This is a genomic window from Paenibacillus turicensis (assembly GCF_050461185.1).
GTDB lineage: Bacteria > Bacillota > Bacilli > Paenibacillales > Paenibacillaceae > Fontibacillus > Fontibacillus turicensis_A.
Window position 1 is genome coordinate 355,627 of record NZ_JBCMOR010000005.1, and the last position, 19,528, is coordinate 375,154.

General features: G+C 38.5%; 21 protein-coding genes. 15 read left to right on the plus strand and 6 right to left on the minus strand.

Going from position 1 to position 19,528, the window contains the following annotated elements:
• Positions 1–106 precede the first annotated feature (106 nt).
• From ABE099_RS03710 to ABE099_RS03750, 9 genes are all read left to right on the plus strand, one after another.
• Positions 107–988: an SDR family oxidoreductase gene (locus ABE099_RS03710; RefSeq protein WP_430027489.1), complete on the plus strand. Its 882-nt coding sequence runs from the start codon at positions 107–109 to the stop codon at positions 986–988.
• A 438-nt stretch (positions 989–1,426) separates the two neighbouring features.
• A complete protein-coding gene (pnpS, locus tag ABE099_RS03715; protein ID WP_430027491.1) occupies positions 1,427–3,241 on the plus strand; it encodes a two-component system histidine kinase PnpS in 1,815 nt (604 codons plus the stop codon).
• Positions 3,242–3,377: 136 nt separating this feature from the next.
• Positions 3,378–4,112, plus strand: a complete 735-nt coding sequence (locus tag ABE099_RS03720; protein ID WP_430027493.1) for a response regulator transcription factor — start codon at positions 3,378–3,380, stop codon at positions 4,110–4,112.
• Positions 4,113–4,462: 350 nt separating this feature from the next.
• The gene (pstB, locus tag ABE099_RS03725; protein ID WP_430027495.1) at positions 4,463–5,224 is read left to right on the plus strand and encodes a phosphate ABC transporter ATP-binding protein PstB; all 762 of its coding nucleotides are present in this window, start codon (positions 4,463–4,465) and stop codon (positions 5,222–5,224) included.
• Between the two features lie 20 nt (positions 5,225–5,244).
• Positions 5,245–5,904, plus strand: a complete 660-nt coding sequence (gene phoU, locus ABE099_RS03730; protein ID WP_430027497.1) for a phosphate signaling complex protein PhoU — start codon at positions 5,245–5,247, stop codon at positions 5,902–5,904.
• A 224-nt stretch (positions 5,905–6,128) separates the two neighbouring features.
• Entirely contained in the window at positions 6,129–8,792 is a 2,664-nt protein-coding gene (gene polA, locus ABE099_RS03735) for a DNA polymerase I (protein ID WP_430027499.1), read from the plus strand.
• Positions 8,793–9,044: 252 nt separating this feature from the next.
• The gene (mutM, locus tag ABE099_RS03740; protein ID WP_430027501.1) at positions 9,045–9,899 is read left to right on the plus strand and encodes a DNA-formamidopyrimidine glycosylase; all 855 of its coding nucleotides are present in this window, start codon (positions 9,045–9,047) and stop codon (positions 9,897–9,899) included.
• Entirely contained in the window at positions 9,896–10,504 is a 609-nt protein-coding gene (gene coaE, locus ABE099_RS03745; RefSeq protein ID WP_430027503.1) for a dephospho-CoA kinase, read from the plus strand. The genes mutM and coaE overlap by 4 nt, the downstream gene beginning before the upstream one ends.
• On the plus strand, positions 10,501–11,064 hold the full coding sequence (locus tag ABE099_RS03750; protein ID WP_430027505.1) for a lytic transglycosylase domain-containing protein: 564 nt from the start codon (positions 10,501–10,503) through the stop codon (positions 11,062–11,064). Before coaE ends, ABE099_RS03750 begins: the two co-directional genes overlap by 4 nt.
• 62 nt (positions 11,065–11,126) lie before the next feature.
• Here the strand turns inward: ABE099_RS03750 and ABE099_RS03755 are convergent, their stop codons facing one another.
• Entirely contained in the window at positions 11,127–11,354 is a 228-nt protein-coding gene (locus ABE099_RS03755; protein ID WP_430027507.1) for a small, acid-soluble spore protein, alpha/beta type, read from the minus strand.
• Positions 11,355–11,509: 155 nt separating this feature from the next.
• Here ABE099_RS03755 and nrdR point away from each other — a divergent pair, with 155 nt between their 5' ends.
• The 5 genes from nrdR to pstB (ABE099_RS03780) all read left to right on the plus strand — a co-directional run bounded on the left by nrdR (position 11,510) and on the right by pstB (ABE099_RS03780) (position 15,789).
• On the plus strand, positions 11,510–11,980 hold the full coding sequence (gene nrdR / locus ABE099_RS03760; RefSeq protein WP_210090299.1) for a transcriptional regulator NrdR: 471 nt from the start codon (positions 11,510–11,512) through the stop codon (positions 11,978–11,980).
• A 148-nt stretch (positions 11,981–12,128) separates the two neighbouring features.
• Positions 12,129–13,076 carry a phosphate ABC transporter substrate-binding protein PstS family protein gene (locus ABE099_RS03765; protein ID WP_430027510.1) on the plus strand — a complete coding sequence of 316 codons (948 nt, stop codon included), beginning with the start codon at positions 12,129–12,131 and terminating at the stop codon, positions 13,074–13,076.
• Between the two features lie 119 nt (positions 13,077–13,195).
• Positions 13,196–14,098 (plus strand): phosphate ABC transporter permease subunit PstC, encoded by a 903-nt coding sequence (pstC, locus tag ABE099_RS03770; RefSeq protein ID WP_430027512.1) that lies wholly within the window; start codon positions 13,196–13,198, stop codon positions 14,096–14,098.
• The gene (pstA, locus tag ABE099_RS03775) at positions 14,095–14,982 is read left to right on the plus strand and encodes a phosphate ABC transporter permease PstA (RefSeq protein WP_430027514.1); all 888 of its coding nucleotides are present in this window, start codon (positions 14,095–14,097) and stop codon (positions 14,980–14,982) included. Before pstC ends, pstA begins: the two co-directional genes overlap by 4 nt.
• A gap of 12 nt (positions 14,983–14,994) precedes the next feature.
• The gene (pstB, locus tag ABE099_RS03780) at positions 14,995–15,789 is read left to right on the plus strand and encodes a phosphate ABC transporter ATP-binding protein PstB (protein WP_430027516.1); all 795 of its coding nucleotides are present in this window, start codon (positions 14,995–14,997) and stop codon (positions 15,787–15,789) included.
• A 335-nt stretch (positions 15,790–16,124) separates the two neighbouring features.
• Here the strand turns inward: pstB (ABE099_RS03780) and ABE099_RS03785 are convergent, their stop codons facing one another.
• Positions 16,125–16,448, minus strand: a complete 324-nt coding sequence (locus ABE099_RS03785; protein WP_210091147.1) for an acetyl-CoA acetyltransferase — start codon at positions 16,446–16,448, stop codon at positions 16,125–16,127.
• 107 nt (positions 16,449–16,555) lie between these two features.
• Positions 16,556–16,780, minus strand: a complete 225-nt coding sequence (locus ABE099_RS03790; RefSeq protein WP_430027519.1) for a hypothetical protein — start codon at positions 16,778–16,780, stop codon at positions 16,556–16,558.
• A 178-nt stretch (positions 16,781–16,958) separates the two neighbouring features.
• Here ABE099_RS03790 and ABE099_RS03795 point away from each other — a divergent pair, with 178 nt between their 5' ends.
• Complete coding sequence (locus ABE099_RS03795) at positions 16,959–17,078, plus strand: YjcZ family sporulation protein (RefSeq protein ID WP_430027521.1); 120 nt, start codon at positions 16,959–16,961, stop codon at positions 17,076–17,078.
• 75 nt (positions 17,079–17,153) lie between these two features.
• Here ABE099_RS03795 and ABE099_RS03800 read toward each other — a convergent pair whose 3' ends face one another.
• The 3 genes from ABE099_RS03800 to ABE099_RS03810 form a co-directional block, all read right to left on the minus strand.
• Positions 17,154–17,309, minus strand: a complete 156-nt coding sequence (locus ABE099_RS03800; protein ID WP_210091144.1) for a DUF1540 domain-containing protein — start codon at positions 17,307–17,309, stop codon at positions 17,154–17,156.
• Between the two features lie 74 nt (positions 17,310–17,383).
• Positions 17,384–18,355, minus strand: a complete 972-nt coding sequence (locus ABE099_RS03805; RefSeq protein ID WP_430027523.1) for a radical SAM protein — start codon at positions 18,353–18,355, stop codon at positions 17,384–17,386.
• Positions 18,356–18,472: 117 nt separating this feature from the next.
• Positions 18,473–19,513 (minus strand): helix-turn-helix transcriptional regulator, encoded by a 1,041-nt coding sequence (locus ABE099_RS03810; protein WP_430027525.1) that lies wholly within the window; start codon positions 19,511–19,513, stop codon positions 18,473–18,475.
• Positions 19,514–19,528 lie beyond the last annotated feature (15 nt).

Consider the following 19,528-nt stretch of genomic DNA (forward strand, 5'->3'; position numbering starts at 1 on the left):
GGCATATTCTTGATTAAATAGGAAAGGTTAAAGCTAAGTATTACAACAAATTCCTATAGTCGGTACACCATACAATGTGTACGCATTCAAGAAAGGAGTATCATTCATGCCATCACAAGGACAATCTTCATCACAAAGTAAGCAAACCTTGCCTCCACAGCAACAAAGTAAACAACCTGGTAGTGAGGAACAAATGAATCCTGCACCTCAATTTGAGCGTTTTCCGAACCCACAGGGGAGATTAGCAGGAAAAGTGGCTCTAATTACAGGCGGTGATAGCGGTATTGGTCGAGCGGTATCTGTGGCTTATGCTAAGGAAGGTGCAGATGTGGCGATTGTATATTTAAATGAACATGAAGACGCAAGCAAGACAAAGGAACAGGTAGAGCAGGAAGGACGCAAATGTATCTTAATTGCAGGTGACATCGGGGATGAAGCATTTGCAGGACAAGCCGTCTCTCGCACGGTACAAGAGCTAGGCGGGCTTGATATATTGGTAAACAATGCAGCTGAACAACATCCACAGCAGGATATAACCGGGATTACAGCTCAACAGCTTGAAAAAACATTTAAGACGAACGTCTTTTCTATGTTTTATTTAGTCAAAGCTGCCATCCCACATTTGAAAAAGGGAAGCTCTATTATTAATACGGCTTCGGTGACAGCTTATCGGGGCAATCCATTACTGATTGATTACTCCTCTACAAAAGGAGCGATTGTTAGCTTCACTAGAGCGTTATCTATGAACATTGTTGGCAGTACAGGTATTCGTGTGAATGCAGTTGCCCCAGGCCCAATTTGGACGCCACTGATCCCTGCTTCCTTTGACGCGCAGCAAGTTAGTACATTTGGTGGAGATACGCCAATGAAGCGCCCTGGACAACCAGAGGAGGTTGCACCTGCTTATGTCTTTTTAGCGTCTGACGACTCCTCCTATATGAGTGGACAAGTGCTACATGTGAATGGTGGAGAAGTTGTAAACGGGTAATAAAAAATAGTGCTTGATCACAAGAGAGATTTTAGCTCTCTAATCAAGCACTATAAAATAAAGTAAACAATTTAATTTTTGAGTCTAGAGTATAACTCGATATCATCAAAATAGTGGACAGCATCTTTATCTTGATCATGAGCATATAGCCCATAACTTTCACGATTATCGAGCTTATCTGTTTCTTTTCCAACTATTGATTTTTAAACTTTATAGAGAATTCAAAATGATAACTTAATAAATTTCCCTCTGCTACGTAGCCTCCCACCCCAAAGATTGTCAAGCACTGATTTAATATGTTCAGCCTAAAAAAAGTTAAGTTGACAGACTTGACACTACGTTAATATAGCTATGATACTATTTACATTATTGCAGTTGTTTATATGCACATGTGTTTTGACATGTCCTATTCATGATAGAAAGGTGTAAATGTGACTCATGAGAACGTTCCGAACGAATTTAACGTTAATTATTATGGCGCTGATTGGCTTGTCAATGCTAGCTTCTGGACTTATTTTGGCACAAATCTTTAAAAATTCTCACATTGAAGCGTTAGAACTGAACATGGGTCGTGAAATTAAGCTACTCGAAACTACCTTTGATTTTCATCCTGTTGATGGCTCCCCCCAGGTTACTGAATACTATACGTCTAAAGCAATGGAGCTAGAAAAATTAATTGATTCCAGAGTAACCTTTATTGGATTAAATGGTGTAGTCATTGGTGATTCAGAAATGGATGCAATACGAATGGACAATCATTTAAGTCGGAAGGAAATCATTTCAGCCAAAAATGGAAAAATCGGCAGTGCGATTCGTTTTAGCGATACGATTGGTGAAGATATGCTGTATGTAGCGGACTATGTAAAATCTAGCAATGGATTTGAGGGATACATTCGGTTGTCGATGAGCTTATCTAATGTAAGTGAAGGTCTAAATAAAGGCTGGATGCTTATGGTAGGTGGATTGATCGTGTTATTTCTTGCAGCAGCCATCGTTAGCTATCGGATCGCGGCAAGCCTAACGAAGCCGTTAGAGCACATTACAAAAGTAGCCAACGATATTTCTAAATTAGATTATGACGCACGTGTAAAGCTTACAAGAACCGATGAAATTGGACAGCTTGGGCTTGCGATTAACGGAATGGCAGATAGCTTGCAACAGCAGTTAAAACGAATCCGTGAAAATGAGCATTTATTACAAAGTGTCCTTGCTAACATGACAGGTGGCATTTTAATGATTGACCCGCAAAATCGCGTCGTCTTAATTAATGCTGAGGCGCAACAAATTTTAAAGATGAAGGAGCATCAATTGTTAGGTAAGCCTTATCAAGCGATTAAGCGAAATTATGAGTTTACGAAATTTATAGAGGCAGGGCTAGAAAGCAAGGAACGATTGCAGGAGGAACGCCATGTGTATGATCCAGAGGATCGTATATTACATTTTGATGGTGTACCGATGTATGAGGGAAATGAAAGTAATGGTGATGTCCGTGTGTTTAAGGGCATGTTATTTTTGCTACAGGATGTAACTGATATACGTCGATTGGAAGTCATGCGTAGTGAGTTTGTCGCCAATGTATCCCATGAGCTTAAGACGCCAATTGCTGCGGTTAAAGGCTTTGCAGAAACTTTACTTACAGGTGGTGTTCAGGACGAAGAGACAGCACGTTCCTTTCTCAAAATTATTTATGATGAAGGGGATCGCTTAAATCGGCTTATTGGAGATATTCTTGATTTATCCAAAATTGAATCTAGACGAGTATTGTTAGAGTATGAGCCTGTTCATGTTAAGGATTTATTCGATCGTATTTTTGAGGTCTTACATTCCTCTGCTTCTAAAAAATCAATAAGCATGCAGCATAGCATTGCGGACTACATTTTCATTGAAGGAGATGAGGATCGTTTACGGCAAATATTTATGAACCTGCTGTCCAATGCGATTAGTTATACGCCAGAAGGTGGACGTGTACGTGTTGAAGCTAAAATTGATCATGAAAATGAGGAAAATGAACGGATTATTATTACAGTAAGTGATACAGGGATTGGTATTCCTAAAAAGGATTTGCCGCGTATTTTTGAACGCTTTTATCGTGTGGATAAGGCAAGATCACGAAGCTCAGGTGGAACAGGGCTAGGGTTGTCCATCGTGAAGCATCTAGTTGAATTACATCATGGAACCATTACAGTAGAAAGTAAAGTAGGAGAAGGCTCCTCATTTATTTTAGATTTACCTGTGATGCATAATATAGATTAAAGAGATGTAATCTAGCTGTAATTTCATTTCAAAATGTTATTCACTTTTTACATGGCGTTAACATTTCCGTGATATGCTGTGCAAAGAAAGCTTTTTGTTAGCTATTAATAGCTATTATTGTGAAGGGGGCGCATTCATGCAAAGACTGTTAGTAATTGAAGATGAACCTACATTATCTCGGTTATTATCATACAACTTAAAAACAGAAGGTTATGATGTTACTGTTGAAGAGGATGGACAAGCTGGTTGTGATACAGCAATTAAGGAGCAGTTTGATCTTATCCTATTAGATTTGATGCTTCCTAGTATGAATGGCTTTGAGGTCATGTCTAAAGTGCGACAGGAAGGTGTAAAAACACCTATTATTATTTTGACGGCTAAAACGGCGGAAGAAGAAGTTGTTCAGGGCTTAAAGTCTGGAGCAGACGATTATATTACGAAGCCATTTGGAGTTGCTGAGCTGTTAGCGAGAGTAAGTGCAGTTTTACGTAGAGTATCGGGCGCTCCAATAGAAGAGCCCGTGGTGCACGAAGAAGAGAATGCTTCTAACATTACTTTAGGTGAGTTGAAAATTTACCCAGAAAAATATGAAGTTACACTTGGCGGGGAACAGATCACTCTTCGACCTAAGGAATTTGAAGTCTTGCTATATCTTGCCCGCAAGCCTGGCGTAGTAATGACACGTGATGATTTGATGAATGCAGTCTGGGGTTTTGATTACATTGGTGGTCAACGAACAGTGGATGTCCATGTCAGCTCCCTTCGTAAAAAACTAGAGCTTGACCCTGGGTCTGTTCATATCGATTCCATTCGTGGTGTAGGTTATAAATTAGTCATCAATAAAAAGAAAACATCCACCATTCAGGTCTAGCAATGATGGATGTTTTTTTACATAGTTTTTACATTCATCATCACTTGCATTAACATACGTTAGCTAGACTAGATGAAGTGCTTATTAATTTATAGATTTAGAATTTATATAAATGGTTTCAACAATAGTATTTGACAATAAACTTACTCAGCGAAGGGGCAGGGAGATGGTGGAAAAGCGAGAGCGTCCGCCTTTAAGGTTACAATTTCAACAATTTAACACATATTATAAAAGAAAATGGGACCTTAACAGCGGTTGAAGCCACTCTCTGCATCGTAGCCTCTTACTTCAATCATTGTCAAATACGAATGCAAAATTAAATAACAGATAAATTATAGAAGGGGAATCATATGCAGACTCAACCCTTAATTCATGTGAAAAACTTAAACTTATATTATGATCAATTTCATGCGCTAAAAAATATAAGCCTAGAAATACCCGAAAAAACGATTACGGCGTTCATTGGACCTTCTGGATGTGGTAAATCAACCTTGCTACGTTCTCTGAATCGAATGAATGACATGATCGCAGGAACTCGGATTGTAGGTTCGGTTCAGATCCAAGGAAAAGAGATATATAGTGAGGATGTCGATGTAGAACAGCTCCGTAAGCAAGTAGGGATGGTATTTCAGCAGCCTAATCCTTTTCCGAAAACGATTTATGATAATGTCGCTTATGGACCTAGACTTCATGGCATTAAGCGTAAGGAGGAGCTTGATCAAATTGTAGAGCGTAGCTTACGTCAGGCAGCATTGTGGGATGAAGTGAAGGACTTCTTGAAAAAATCGGCACTTGGCTTGTCAGGAGGGCAACAGCAGCGACTTTGTATTGCCAGAGCAATTGCAGTTGAACCGCAAATTTTATTAATGGATGAAGCCACCTCTGCGCTTGACCCTATCTCTACCCTTCGTATTGAAGAATTAGTGCAAGAATTAAAAGCAAGTTATACCATCGTGATGGTGACGCATAATATGCATCAAGCGGCACGTGTATCTGGGAAAACGGTTTTCTTTTTAAATGGTGAAATTGTGGAAGCCAACGACACTGAGGTATTATTTGCAACACCTTTTGATTCTCGTACAGAAGACTATATTTCCGGACGTTTCGGTTAATGACAGGAGGATTATGATTCATGATTCAAAGAAGAGATTTTGACCACAGCTTAGAGGAATTGCGACAGCTACTTCGGCAAATGGGTGAACACGTTGAGCGTGCTGTAGAGGATGCTGTTTCTGCTCTGCAAAGTATGGATATTGAAAAGGCCAAAAATGTCGTTGCAAATGATATCACACTTAACAAAATGGAAGAGCAAATTATGGAGATGGGCTCTAAGCTCATTGTTACACAGCAGCCAGTCGCCAAAGATTTGCGCAGAATTATCGTTGCCTTTAAAATTTCCAGTGATCTAGAGCGGATGGGCGATTTAGCTGTAGACATTGCGAAGGTCACGATGCGTCTGGAAGGACAAAAGCTAATAAAACCGCTTATTGATATTCCGAAAATGCAGCAATATGTCAATTTAATGATTCGTGAATCTCTTCAATCCTATTTAGATGAAAATACAGATTTAGCTTATAAAATGGCGCAAGATGATGATGAGGTAGATCGCTTATATAGCCAGATGATTCGTGAATTGTATACGTTTATGATCGATAATCCAACGACATTGCAGCAATCGATGTCACTGACATTGGTTGGTAGATATATTGAACGCATCGCAGATCATGCCACTAATATTGGCGAGAGTGCAGTCTATTTAGTGACTGGACATCGACCTGACTTGAATCAGTAGTTAAGAAGAAAACAGTGTAGAAATTGAAGTAGTAGCATAAGGTGAAAAATAGAGTAGAAAAAATAGCACAGTTACACAGAGCAAAACACAGGGGAATTACCTTTCCTTGTGTTTTTGTTTGTCTTTTTCCTTGAATTAACGGTGTTTAACCTTTTTGTTATAGGGAACGCTTGTGTTAGAATGGAAGAAGTGAAAATGTAGTTTTATGAAAGAGCAGGTGTCTAATGAATAAATTAATTCTTATAGATGGAAATAGCATTATTTATCGCGCTTTTTTTGCCATGCCGCCTTTAAATAATAGTAGTGGGCTTCACACCAATGCGGTTTATGGATTTACGAATATGTTTTTACGGTTGATACAGGAAGAAAAGCCTAGTCATATATTAGTTGCATTTGATGCGGGAAAACAGACGTTTCGCCATGAAACGTATCAAGAATATAAAGGTGGACGGGACAAAACTCCAAGTGAGCTGTCTGAGCAATTCCCTTTGCTAAAACAATTACTTGAAAGCTTTGGTGTATCGTGGTTTGAGCTAGCAGGGTATGAAGCAGATGATATTATCGGCACATTAAGCAAGCAAGGTGAAGAGGAAGGTTTTGAAGTACTTGTTGTTACAGGGGACAAGGACTTATTGCAGGTTGTATCGGATCGTGTTAGTGTTGCCCTTACGCGTAAAGGAATTAGTGAGGTCGATAAATATGACCCTGAACAGTTAAATGAAAAATATGGGCTCAAGCCATTACAAATTATTGATTTAAAAGGGCTGATGGGTGATGCTTCAGATAATATCCCTGGAATTCCAGGTGTGGGAGAAAAAACGGCATTAAAGCTACTACATCAATTTGGATCAGTTGAAGGTGTGTTAGCTAACATAGAAGAATTAAAAGGTAAGATGAAAGAGAAGATTGAAACTCATGCGGATGATGCTGTCATGAGTAAACAACTCGCTACAATTTATCGTGAAGTACCTGTTGAGCAGAAATGGGACAGCTTAGTTTATGAGGGTGTCAATAAAAGTACAGCTGTACCGATGCTTCAGAAGTTAGAATTTAAATCTATTTTGGAAAGAATGGCTCCGTTGTTTAAAGACGACGGTGGAGCCAATGAAATTGAAAATGTAGATATGGATGTAGAGGTAGTCATCGTAAATGAAGACACCATCGATCAGCTATTGACAAGCTTATCCCAAATTAAGATGATGTATGTAGAATCACATGGGGATAACCCTCATCGTGCCGATCTAATTGGACTTGTGCTTGCGACACATGAGATAAACTATTATATTTCTCGGGCAATGTTAAAAAATGAGGTTAGCAAACCAGTGCTTGATTGGCTCGGCGATGACCAAATCCCGAAATATGGATTTGATTTACATCGGGCAAATTTAGTCCTCCATTGGGAAGGCATTAAGCTTGCTGGAGAAGCACATGATGTGCAATTGGCAGCCTATTTGCTTGATCCAACTGAATCTAATTATCAGAGTCCAAGTGCGCTCGCAGTGAAATATAATTTGCCATATGTTGCTTCAGATGATGATGTATATGGAAAAGGTGCAAAATTTAAAGTGCCTGATGAAGCAGTGTTAAGTCAGCATTTGGCACGTAAAGCAGTTACTTTACTTAATATCGTTCCTCTACAGCGTGAAGAGCTTGAGAAAAATGAAATGACGGCTTTATTTGAGGAAATGGAAATGCCGTTATCGATCATTTTAGCAAATATGGAGAAGCAAGGAATTGCGGTTAATGAGCAGGAATTGCAGGCATTAGGTCAAGAATTTGAAACTCAAATTAAACATTTGATCTTTAAAATATATGAAATTGCCGGAATGGAGTTTAATTTAAACTCACCAAAGCAATTAGGAGAAGTATTGTTTGATAAGTTAGGGTTACCTGTCATTAAAAAAACAAAAACAGGCTATTCCACAGATGCAGAGGTTTTAGAAAAGCTGGCGCCTTATCATGAGATCATGAAATATATTTTGGATTATCGACAGCTTGCAAAGCTACAATCCACTTATGTTGAAGGTTTAATGAAGGAAATATCTCCAATTACAGGTAAGGTACACACTTATTATCGTCAGACGATTGCTGCTACAGGACGTTTGAGTAGCCAATTCCCCAATTTGCAAAATATACCAATTCGGATGGAGGAAGGACGGAAAATTCGTAAAGTTTTTGTTCCTTCTCAAAAAGACTGGAAGATTGTTGCTGCTGACTATTCTCAGATTGAGCTACGTGTGTTGGCACATATTTCTGGTGATGCTGGCTTACAGGAAGCCTTTTTGCACGATATGGATATTCACACTAAAACAGCGATGGATGTGTTTGGCGTTCCTGCTGAGCAAGTCGACAGCAATATGCGTCGTTCTGCTAAGGCGGTTAACTTTGGGATCGTATATGGTATAAGTGATTATGGATTATCTCAAAATTTAAATATTACCCGTAAGGAAGCAGCAAGGTTTATTGACCAGTACTTTGATGCTTTTGAAGGGGTACGTAAATATATGGATGATATCGTACGTGAAGCGAAGCAAAACGGTTATGTTAAGACGTTGCTAGAACGTCGTCGTTATTTACCGGATATTAATGCGTCTAACTTTAATTTGCGTTCTTTTGCAGAACGGACTGCGATGAACACACCGATTCAAGGGACCGCTGCTGATATTATTAAATTAGCGATGGTATTGATGGATAAAGAATTGAAGGAACGGAAGCTTCAAAGTGTTATGTTACTTCAGGTACACGATGAGCTTGTATTTGAGGTTCCGCCAGAAGAGTTAGAGCTCATGAAGAGCCTAGTGCCTGAAACGATGGAAAAGGCGATTGAGTTATCTGTGCCTTTAAAAGCAGAAGTGAGTAGTGGGACCAATTGGTACGAGGCGAAGTGATTTTAATAGTCTCAAAAATAGAGCTTATAAATAACTGACGTTACGTGTAGCGGGTTGTTACACTCTCTGTTAAAACTAAATTTAATTTATTAAGATAAAAGATACATTGTAAAAATTTAGTTTTAAGAGGCGAGCTTCACAATCCCCCTACACTTCACTTTGAGCTTCATAGATGAACTGACTTTTTTAAGGGAGTCTATATAAAATCGAGCCTAAAGCAAAAAATTAAAATAAAAAAATGAGGTGAGAGAGATGCCGGAATTGCCAGAGGTAGAAACGGTTCGTAGAACGTTAAGCGAGCTTATCGTAGGAAAGCGCATCAAGTCAGTGACTGTATCGCTCCCACGTATAATACAAAAGCCTACAGATTATAAACAATTTGAGCTTGAATTGATAGATCGGCATATTGTGGAAATTGGTCGTCGTGGAAAATTTTTGCGAATTGTGATGAATGATTTAGTCTTAGTGTCTCATTTACGAATGGAAGGCAGATATGGTTTATATCACAGTGATGAGCCTGTGGAGAAGCATACCCATGTCATTTTCCATTTTGATGATGACACAGAGTTAAGATATAAGGATGTTCGACAGTTTGGTACGATGCATTTATTTGCTCCAGGTGAAGAATTTACAATAAATCCTCTTAAAAAGCTTGGTGTTGAACCACTTGACCCTACATTTACCTTAGACGTATTTAAGCAATTAGCTACAGGCAAGCAAACCAAAATCAAGCCATTTTTGCTGAATCAGTCATATATCGTTGGGCTTGGCAATATTTATGTGGATGAAGCCTTGTTTCGTGCAGGTGTACATCCTGAGCAAATCACAGGCAAGCTAGAAGATGATCAGTTACAACGATTGTTTGATGCAATTGTGAGTACATTAAATGAAGCAGTGAATGCGGGTGGCTCCTCCATAAAATCCTATGTTAATGGACAAGGTGAGATGGGCATGTTCCAGCATCTTCTTAAGATTTATGGACGAAAGGACGAGCCATGTATTCATTGTGGGGCCCCAGTACAAAAAACAGTGGTTGGAGGACGTGGCACACATTATTGTGCTCAGTGTCAAATTGCACCGATGGTTGGGTTAGGGGAAGCTCAATGAGGAACCTCAGAAACATTGGATTAACCGGTGGCATTGCCACAGGCAAAAGCACGGTGTCTACCATATTGTCAGATCGTGGTGCGATTATTATTGATGCAGATCTCATTGCGAGAGAAGTGATGCAACCAGGACATGCTGTGTTACAGCAGGTTGTTGATGTCTTTGGTCAAGAGATCCTACTTAACAATGGCGAATTGGATCGTAAGAAATTAGGAAGCCTTGTTTTTGGTAAAGCGGCAGCAAGGGAGAAGCTAAATCAAATTACTCATCCTGCGATCCGCAGTGAAATAAAGGATAGACAAGCTTTATATTTAGCACAACATCCAGATCGGCTTATTGTAAGCGACATTCCATTATTGTACGAGCTTCAAATGGAGGAAATGTTTGATGCTGTGATGGTTGTTTATGTACCAAAACAAATTCAAATTCAAAGATTGATGAATCGAGATGGACTATTACGAAATGAAGCTGAGAAGCGTTTAGCAGCTCAGATGGATATTGAGATTAAAAAAGAGAGGGCGGATATTTTGATTGATAATAGCTTAGGTGTACCACACTTAGAGACTCAAATAGACCGTTTTTGGCAGGAACAGGTTTTATTATGAGATGGTTTCAAAGGAAAAGAACCTTTTTACTGCTTTTTTTATCTTTTTTAGTTCTTCTTTTTTTTAGTTCAAAATGGTTAACTTTGTTTTATCCGATTTATTATAAAGATGAAATTCGTCAACATGCTCAAACTCATGGCATTAATCCATTATTGGTAGCCGCTATTATTAAAGTCGAATCGGATTTTAAACCAGGCTCTGAATCACATAAAGGTGCGTTAGGGGTTATGCAGATTATGCCTGATACAGCAAAATGGATTATGGAAAAAGCTGAATTTAAAAACGTACCCCTTAACAGAATTAAAAATGAAATTGATGAAAACATAAAAATGGGAACCTGGTATCTTGAATTTTTATCTCAAAAATTTGATGGTAATGAAATTGCAATCATTGCAGCATACAATGCAGGACCTACCAATGTGATGAATTGGATTAAAAAAGGAACATGGGATGGGACGCTGGAATCAAGTAAAAATATCCCCTTTGGAGAAACAAGACATTATGTTCAACGTGTTTCTCATTATTACAAGCAATATTGTGATATTTATAAGGAGCTGTAATCTGTGTATAATAAGAAGAAAGCACTGGAGAATTTTCTCAAGTGCTTTCTAGATAAACATTTTTAGAATTGACCAGCTTGTCCTGCTAAGTGTTGTTCAGCTAGGGTTACTAATCTTTTAGTGATGTAACCACCAATAGAACCGTTTTCGTAAGAAGTCAAGTTACCAGCATATCCGTCTTTAGGGAAATTAATGCCTAGCTCTTGAGCAACTTCGTATTTCATTTGCTCCAATGCTCCAGAAGCTTGTTTAACTACTAAGTTGTTAGAAGAAGAATTACTTTGGCTCATGTATGTTCACCTCCTTGCGGTTGGTAAAAGTATTATGTGCCAAGAATGCAAACTTCATTACGTTTTTTTAGAGTTATTTATTGGTAAATAAAAGGATGAATATTTTTTGGGAAATTCGCCAGTGATTTGTGGACTATATAGAGAGGAGTGTGCATATGAAATGTCCCTATTGTGATTATTTCGGTACGAAGGTTTTAGATTCTAGACCCTCTAATGATAATCGATCGATTCGTCGCAGACGAGAGTGTGAGCAATGTAGTCGAAGATTCACAACCTTTGAGATGGTAGAAGAAATTCCGTTGATCGTTGTGAAGAAGGATGGAAGCCGGCAAGAATTTAGTCGTGAAAAGTTATTGCGTGGATTAATACGAGCTTGTGAGAAACGTCCCGTATCAATGGAGCAGCTTGAGGAAATCTCTTCTCAGACAGAGCTTTCGCTGAGGCAAAATGGTAGCACTGAGGTTGAAAGTAAAGATATTGGTGAGCTAGTTATGGAGCAACTATACCCTGTTGATGAAATTGCTTTTGTACGATTTGCTTCTGTTTATCGTAGATTCACGGATATCAACATGTTTATGCAGGAGCTTGAGCGGTTAGCTTCCAAAAACTCAAATGCCAAAAACTAACGGCAAACTTAATACTAAAAGAACACATTTGCGATAAGCGGATGTGTTTTTTTTATTTTTTACATTGCGTTTACAAAACGAATACAGGGAGTTAATGCATGGTTTTTATAATCAAGGTAACAAATAAATCAAGGGGGCAACACTTGAAATGAAAAAATCGTTAATGTTAGTTTTAACTTTAATCCTAAGCGTGACTTTGGCAGCCTGTGGTCAAAGCAATGGTGCATCCAAAAATGGGACTGCAAAGGATGGAAATGGGTCTAAAACTGAAAATACAGCTAAAGGTGAAAATACTACCTCAGAGCTATCTGGCAACTTATTATCTTTAGGTTCTTCTGCTTTAATGCCATTAGTGGACGAAGCATCTAAATCATTTATGGATAAAAATCCGAAAGTATCTATTCAAGTTCAAGCAGGTGGTAGTGGTACTGGTTTAACTCAAGTTTCTGGCGGACAAGCAGACATTGGTAACTCAGATGTATTCGCAGAAGAAAAGCTTGATGCAGATAAAGCAAAAGAACTAGTAGACCATAAGGTCGCTGTAGTAGCCATGGCTGCTGTAGTTAATCCATCAATCACTGTAGATAACTTAACAAAAGATCAGTTGGTTGGTATCTTCACAGGTAAAATTACTAACTGGAAAGAAGTTGGCGGTCCAGATCAAGCCATTCAAATTATTAACCGTCCTTCTAGCTCTGGTACACGTGCTACCTTTGAAAAATATGCGCTTGGTACAAAATCTGCCGATATTAAAGGTTCCGTACAAGAGGAATCATCAGGTAACGTAAGAAAGTTAGTTGCTGATACACCAGGGGCAATTGGATACCTTGCATTGTCATACTTGAACGATACAGTTAAAGCAGTGAAATATGAAGGTGTGGAAGCAACTGTAGATAATGTAGCTAGCGGAAAATATGCAGTATGGGCTTATGAGCACATGTATACAAAAGGTGAGCCAAATGAAATAGCCAAAGCTTTCCTAGATTACATGGTATCTGATGAAGTACAAGATGGCGCTGTAACTAAGTTGGGTTACATTCCAGTAAGCAAAATGCAAATTGAACGTGACATTGAAGGTAAAATTACGAACAAGTAATAAAGCTTATAACAAAAGTAAAATTAGCATATTAGCATGACCTGCATTACATCAATGTTGCAGGAAAAGAGGCGCAAATTAGCCGCCTCTTTTCTGCGCTGGATAAAGGGAGCGGTATGATGGCACAGTCCGGCCAAAAAAATAAGTTACAACATCATATAATTGAAGAGTGGAGAGGGAAGATATTTGCTTCAATCTGTATTTTCCTTTTGATCATTACCATTTTTTCTATGGTGTATTTTGTTGCCTCTAAAGGGGTAAGTACATTTATAACAAACGGGGTTAGCTTAAAAGAAATATTTACAGGTGTAGAGTGGATGCCGGAAGGTGATAATCCTATTTTTGGTGCATTGCCATTTATTTTTGGGTCATTTAGCACCTCCATTTTAGCAGCACTAATTGCGGCACCTCTTAGTATTTGTGCAGCCTTATTTATGGTTGAAATTATGCCGAAGGTCGGTAAAAAATATATGCAACCTGTCATTGAATTACTTGCAGGTATTCCTTCGGTTGTATATGGCTTTGTAGGCTTAAGTGTAATTGTACCTTTTTATCGCAGTGTATTTCCAGGTCAAGGGCTTGGTATTGCAGCAGGGGCAACCGTATTATCCATCATGATTTTACCTACGATAACATCGATTGCCTCTGATGCCTTATCAGCCTTGCCAGGTGGTTTAAAAGAAGCTTCCTACGCATTAGGCGCGACAAGATGGCAAACACTGTATCGTACAGTTCTTCCAACTACGATGCCTTCTTTATTAACAGGTGTTGTATTGGGGATGGCTCGTGCTTTTGGCGAAGCATTGGCTGTACAGATGGTAATCGGTAATGCACCTCATATTCCTAGCTCCTTGTTTGAATCGACATCAACCTTAACTAGTGTAATTACATTAAGTATGGGGAACACAGTTACAGATTCTGTGCAGAATAACGTACTATGGACGTTGGCTTTAATTTTGATGCTAATGACCTTCATTTTTGTATTCTTAGTTAGATGGCTGGAAAGGAGAGCGAGACGATGAATGCAAAAACAGCAGATAAAATCGCTACCACAGTCATTATTGCTATTGCTAGCATAATTGTACTCATTATGGCAGGCTTATTAGGGTTTATTTTATTTCGTGGTGTAGGCCATATTAGCTTTCATTTCCTGACATCAGCACCTCAATCTATTAATGCAGGTGGCGGAATTGGGCCGCAATTATTTAATTCAATTTTTTTATTATTTTTAACGATGATGATTACGATCCCTCTTGGTTTAGGTGCAGGTATTTATATGAGTCAATATGCTAAGCCAGGGAAAGTGACAAACTTTATTCGCTTAATTGTAGAAGTGTTATCTTCGTTTCCATCTATCGTTGTAGGTTTATTTGGACTATTAGTTTTTGTTAACATGTTTGATTTTGGGTTTTCCTTATTTTCAGGTGCGTTGGCGTTAACAGTATTTAATTTACCATTAATGGTGCGGATTACAGAGCAAGGGTTAGCTGGTGTGCCTTTACCTCAAAAAGAAGCAAGCCTTGCACTTGGCTTGTCTAAATGGAAAACGATCAAATCAGTTATGCTTCCAATTGCTATGCCAACGATTTTGACTGGCACAATTTTATCAGCAGGCCGTGTGTTTGGTGAAGCTGCAGCGTTATTATTTACCGCGGGGATGAGTAGTCCTAGATTAGATTTTAGTGATTGGAATCCACTTAATCCTACATCTCCCTTAAATCCATTTCGTCCTGCTGAGACGTTAGCTGTGCATATTTGGAAAATAAATGCAGAAGGCTTAGCACCAGATGCTGCAGAAATTGCTGCAGGTGCTTCGGCAGTGCTCATTATTACTGTGCTTCTATTTAATGTATGTGCTCGTTTACTTGGCAGATGGATGCATCGGAAATTTACAGCAGGTAAATAGGAGGGAAAAGGGATGGAAAATGCTACATTAGAGCGTGTCTCAAAGACAAATCTAGATATTGCCTTGTCAGTAAAAAACTTAAATGTATTTTATGGCGAAAAGCATGCCGTAAAGGATATTTCACTTGATTTTGCAGGAAAGCAAGTGACCGCGCTAATTGGACCTTCTGGTTGCGGAAAATCAACCTTCTTACGTAGCTTAAATCGCATGAACGACCTTGTTGATGGTGCTAAAATTACGGGGGATATTTGGATTGAGGGCGAAAATATTAATGACTCTAAAACCGATGTTGTTTTGCTACGGCAAAAAATAGGCATGGTCTGGCAACGGCCTAATCCTTTTCATAAATCCATTTACGACAATATTGCCTTTGGTCCACGTTACCATGGAATTAAGGATAAAAAGAAGTTGGATCAAATTGTAGAGGAGTCTTTAACAAAAGCGGCGATTTGGAATGAAACGAAGGATCGTTTGCATAAATCAGCGCTTTCCCTATCTGGTGGACAACAGCAACGGTTGTGTATTGCTCGTTCGATTGCGGTAAATCCGCAAATTATATTAATGGATGAGCCAGCCTCTGCACTTGACCCCGTGTCTAGCTCAAAGATTGAAGAATTAATTACAGAGCTGAAAGAGGAGTATTGTATCGTTATTGTGACACATAATATGCAGCAAGCAGCTCGTGTATCAGACAAAACAGCCTTTTTCCTCATGGGTGAGCTGGTTGAATTTGAAGAAACACCAGTTATGTTTACTAATCCAAGTGATCAACGGACTGCGGATTATATTTCGGGTAGGTTTGGTTGATATCAAGGTTTGGTAACATGCTACGTTCCAGAGAGTTTGTCCGAGCGTTGTTTCTCCACAAGCTATCTATCTCTTTGTTTTATCGTTATTAAGCACTGATTTGGCAGTTAAGAAAATAAAGCGTTAAGCTTTAGGGGGAAAGGTAGAAACTAATAATACCCTTAAAACTTAACGCTTATTAAAGTTTTAGTTATATTACCAATAATTAATCAAATTCCATCCATAAAATGGCTTCAATAAAAGGAATATGATTTTAACAACAATCGCAACAACTCTCTGGATCGTAGCTACCGACCGTCGTTATCAAGTACTTATTCTAAATGAGTCATTTATTATTATAATAATGAAATCACTAATAAATTATATAAAACTAACGGTAACACTACATTATTATAGCTATTGTAGTTGTTCCAATATGGATTGAATAACCCACGATTTGCCTCTACCTCTGGTCCTGCTACGATTAAATGTAGGTATCCTGCATGTGTATACAAAATTTTACCTTCATACGTGAGTCCATCCACAGTTTGTACTCGTACGAATTTACCTGTGTGTTGTTTACAAATGGTGTGCACTTCCGTTGTAACCTGTTGTAGCACCTTAACCGTCTGTTCATTGGCTTGATAAACCACTTCGTTGCGTCCTTCTTGCAATGCCATATTATATACCTCCATCGTCGTATTTTCCCTCTGTGTTTATGTTATGCAGGATGAACTGGGGAAGTGCCTAGACATAGAGATTTTATTTTAAATGTGGGAGTAACTACTTACGATTTGCGACGGAAAGGGGGTAAATTAATTTCTAGCCCACCCCAGCCCTCTTGATTTTCTGACTGCTGGGTGTCCTCTCTTACCTTAAGTAATGAAAGAAATGTAAATGCTTGTGCAAGGGTGCTGAATGCAGCACTGATTAAAGCAAGATCTTCTGCGGAAACTTCGTCTGCTAATAAGCTTTGCTCTGGTTGTTTTGTTTTTGTTTTGTTTTTTGCCAAAGGAATCACCTGCTTTTCACCGTATGTACATTATCATATGCATAAAGAGGTTGAATTTGTATAGGCGCATATCTACAAGTGTGGCATAAGGTTTTTCGGATCAGAAATGTGCATTCGCCGTGGCTAAATAGGAGGGACTGCAATATGATATCACATACTCACAGAGGAGGCGAAACGAATGTCAGAATGTTATGGCGGAAATGGTGCAGGTTTGGGTGCAGCAGCATTATGGACTTCTACTGGAACAATTTTAGTATTGTTCATCTTGTTAGTTATTGTTTCTAGAGCATTTATCTAATCCCTACCGTTTGAATAAGCAGTTCGCAATTTTAAAACCTCCGTTCATTATATATGGACGGAGGTTTATTCATGTCTACATTTTAGGTTGGAACGTTTTGCAATCTGTTTCTTCGGAACTGCGAGCATGATTACCTTTGTTATAAACAACATAAATGGATGAAGCAGTACATTTATTACCTGCTGCATGGAAGTTACAACTGTTCACTTCGCATTTTACATCAGCGGCCATGTGAACTCACCTCCTTCCTTGTTATGTAGGATTAACATTTAGGAATGAAGGTATACCTCTTTTCACGTAGGTACTTAAAGGTTAACACCCTGAGGAAATAGTGCGTCCAGCGCAGGACAAGGACGCTTATCAAGATAGCGTTCTAATGGTGCAGGCATGTTGGAATAAATGTCTTTTAAGGAAGTACCCTTATAAATATTTCCGATAATAACAGGATGGCACAGCTCAGAAATTAGGATATCGCCATTACCATGAAGATGGAGTTGTTTCATTCCTTCAATGCAGTGGGAGAAATACACGCCAGGCTGCTCTTTAAAGCCCATGGCATCCGCAAAGCGATCCATACAAGTAAAATACAAGGTAGTATCTTCTTTTTTATTCGCAATTAAATCTTCAACTGATTTTTTTAAAGCATCACGAGCCGCAATGGCCTTCCAGCCGGTATGCCCCATAATAATACTGTTTTGGATTTCATGAGTCCTTACACCCATCGCATATACATGCTCACTAATTTCATGCATATGATGCTCTGTTTCAGCAAACAATAAAGTTTCTAATACAGTATCAATGCTAGTTTGGGCACAATAAGCAATGTTTTCACGAATTTTTTTGTATACAGTTGGGTGGATATTGTAGTACTTCGAGAATTTATCTGCCTCTGTAAAATTAAAGGAAATATGAATCGTGGTGAGACCTGCTTCAGCAAGCGCATCAATCCGCTCTTTATTTAGAAGACTACCGTTAGAATTTAATTGTGTTTCGATACCTTTAGATGCACAATAGGCAACAATTTCAAGACAATCATCATATTTCAGTGTCACTTCCCCACCAGATAGACGTACGCGGCGAATTGTAGGTATGTCCTCTAAAATCGAAATGACTTCTTTGCCGTTTATTGAGTTTCCATCGTTACGTTCATATGCACAGCAATAATCACAACGGAAGTTACAACTGGACGTAACCCCTACCTCTAATGCCTCTAGCGCATAGGTTTCAGGCTTAACTAGCTCAAGAAATTTATATTTTTTTTCACTCAGCTTGTTCATTTTTCTTATGTTACCTCCATTTATCACGTTATCGTCAACTTGTGTTTCATAAAAAAACATCGACCATAGTGATTATAAAGGTTTATTATGCAAGCAAATGTGATCTTTTTAACTGAATCACTGTAAAGATGAACTGAAATTAAACTGAGAAAGAAATTTCCATATTAATTCCCGCCGAGTTGTCACTTTTGTTTTGGTGAAAATTGATTTTAAATGATCTTGTACAGTGTAAGGTGAAATATATAAAGCTTGAGAAATTTCCTTGGTTGAGCTCCCACGTAAAATATGGGTTAATACTTCTCTTTCCCGCAAGGATAAATGATATGCATCAGATAGTAGTGGGATCAGATCATTCGCAGTTGCCTTTTGAAATGAGATCGCAAATTGCAATTTGCCCTCATAATTTAAAAGTGCATTTGCTTCAATAGAAACATAAAATCCTGTTGGTACATAAACAAGTAGATTAGAACGAGAAGGTGAGTTTGCTTTCTCTTCTCCATGACTTGATTTACATAATACACGTATAGAACGTGGTAATGTAGGACCTACGATTTGTTCTTCTGCTCTTAACTGCTCAAGTAGCTCTAATGCGGTCTCATTTGCCCCTATTAGCTCTAATTGCTCTGATAACATCATTATTCCTGTCTCTGATGGAGCATGGCTCCAGTCCTTCTCTACACCTTGCAAATAAAATTGCTTTAAGGAAGCTGTAGTTGAGGAGAGAATCGAATAAAGCCATTTAATTTCATCGGGTTTGAAGTGTACTTGTGTTTTACTGCGAAACAAAGCAAGTTGTCCCCAGCATTTTCCCTCATCCATAAAAACAACCCTTAATTCATCAATAAATCCAGCTGGTTCTAGAATAGTACGATATCGCTCACTTACTTCAGGTTGTCCGTGTGTTGTTTCATATAGAGAAGCTACAGGACGATTCTCCATCATAAGATCAATAAATTGGTTATAGTCATTTACTTGGTACTCATTAGAAAATAATGAATCATGGATTAATTCAATACCCTCATGTGTAACAGCTCCACTAGATAACAATCGATAAGGATCAATTAAGCTAAAGCAATATGCATCAAAAGGAATATGTTTTTTTATTTGTTTTAATATATCTTCCCGATATTGATAGGAGGACTGCTGCGGTGTCACCATTCATGCACACTACCT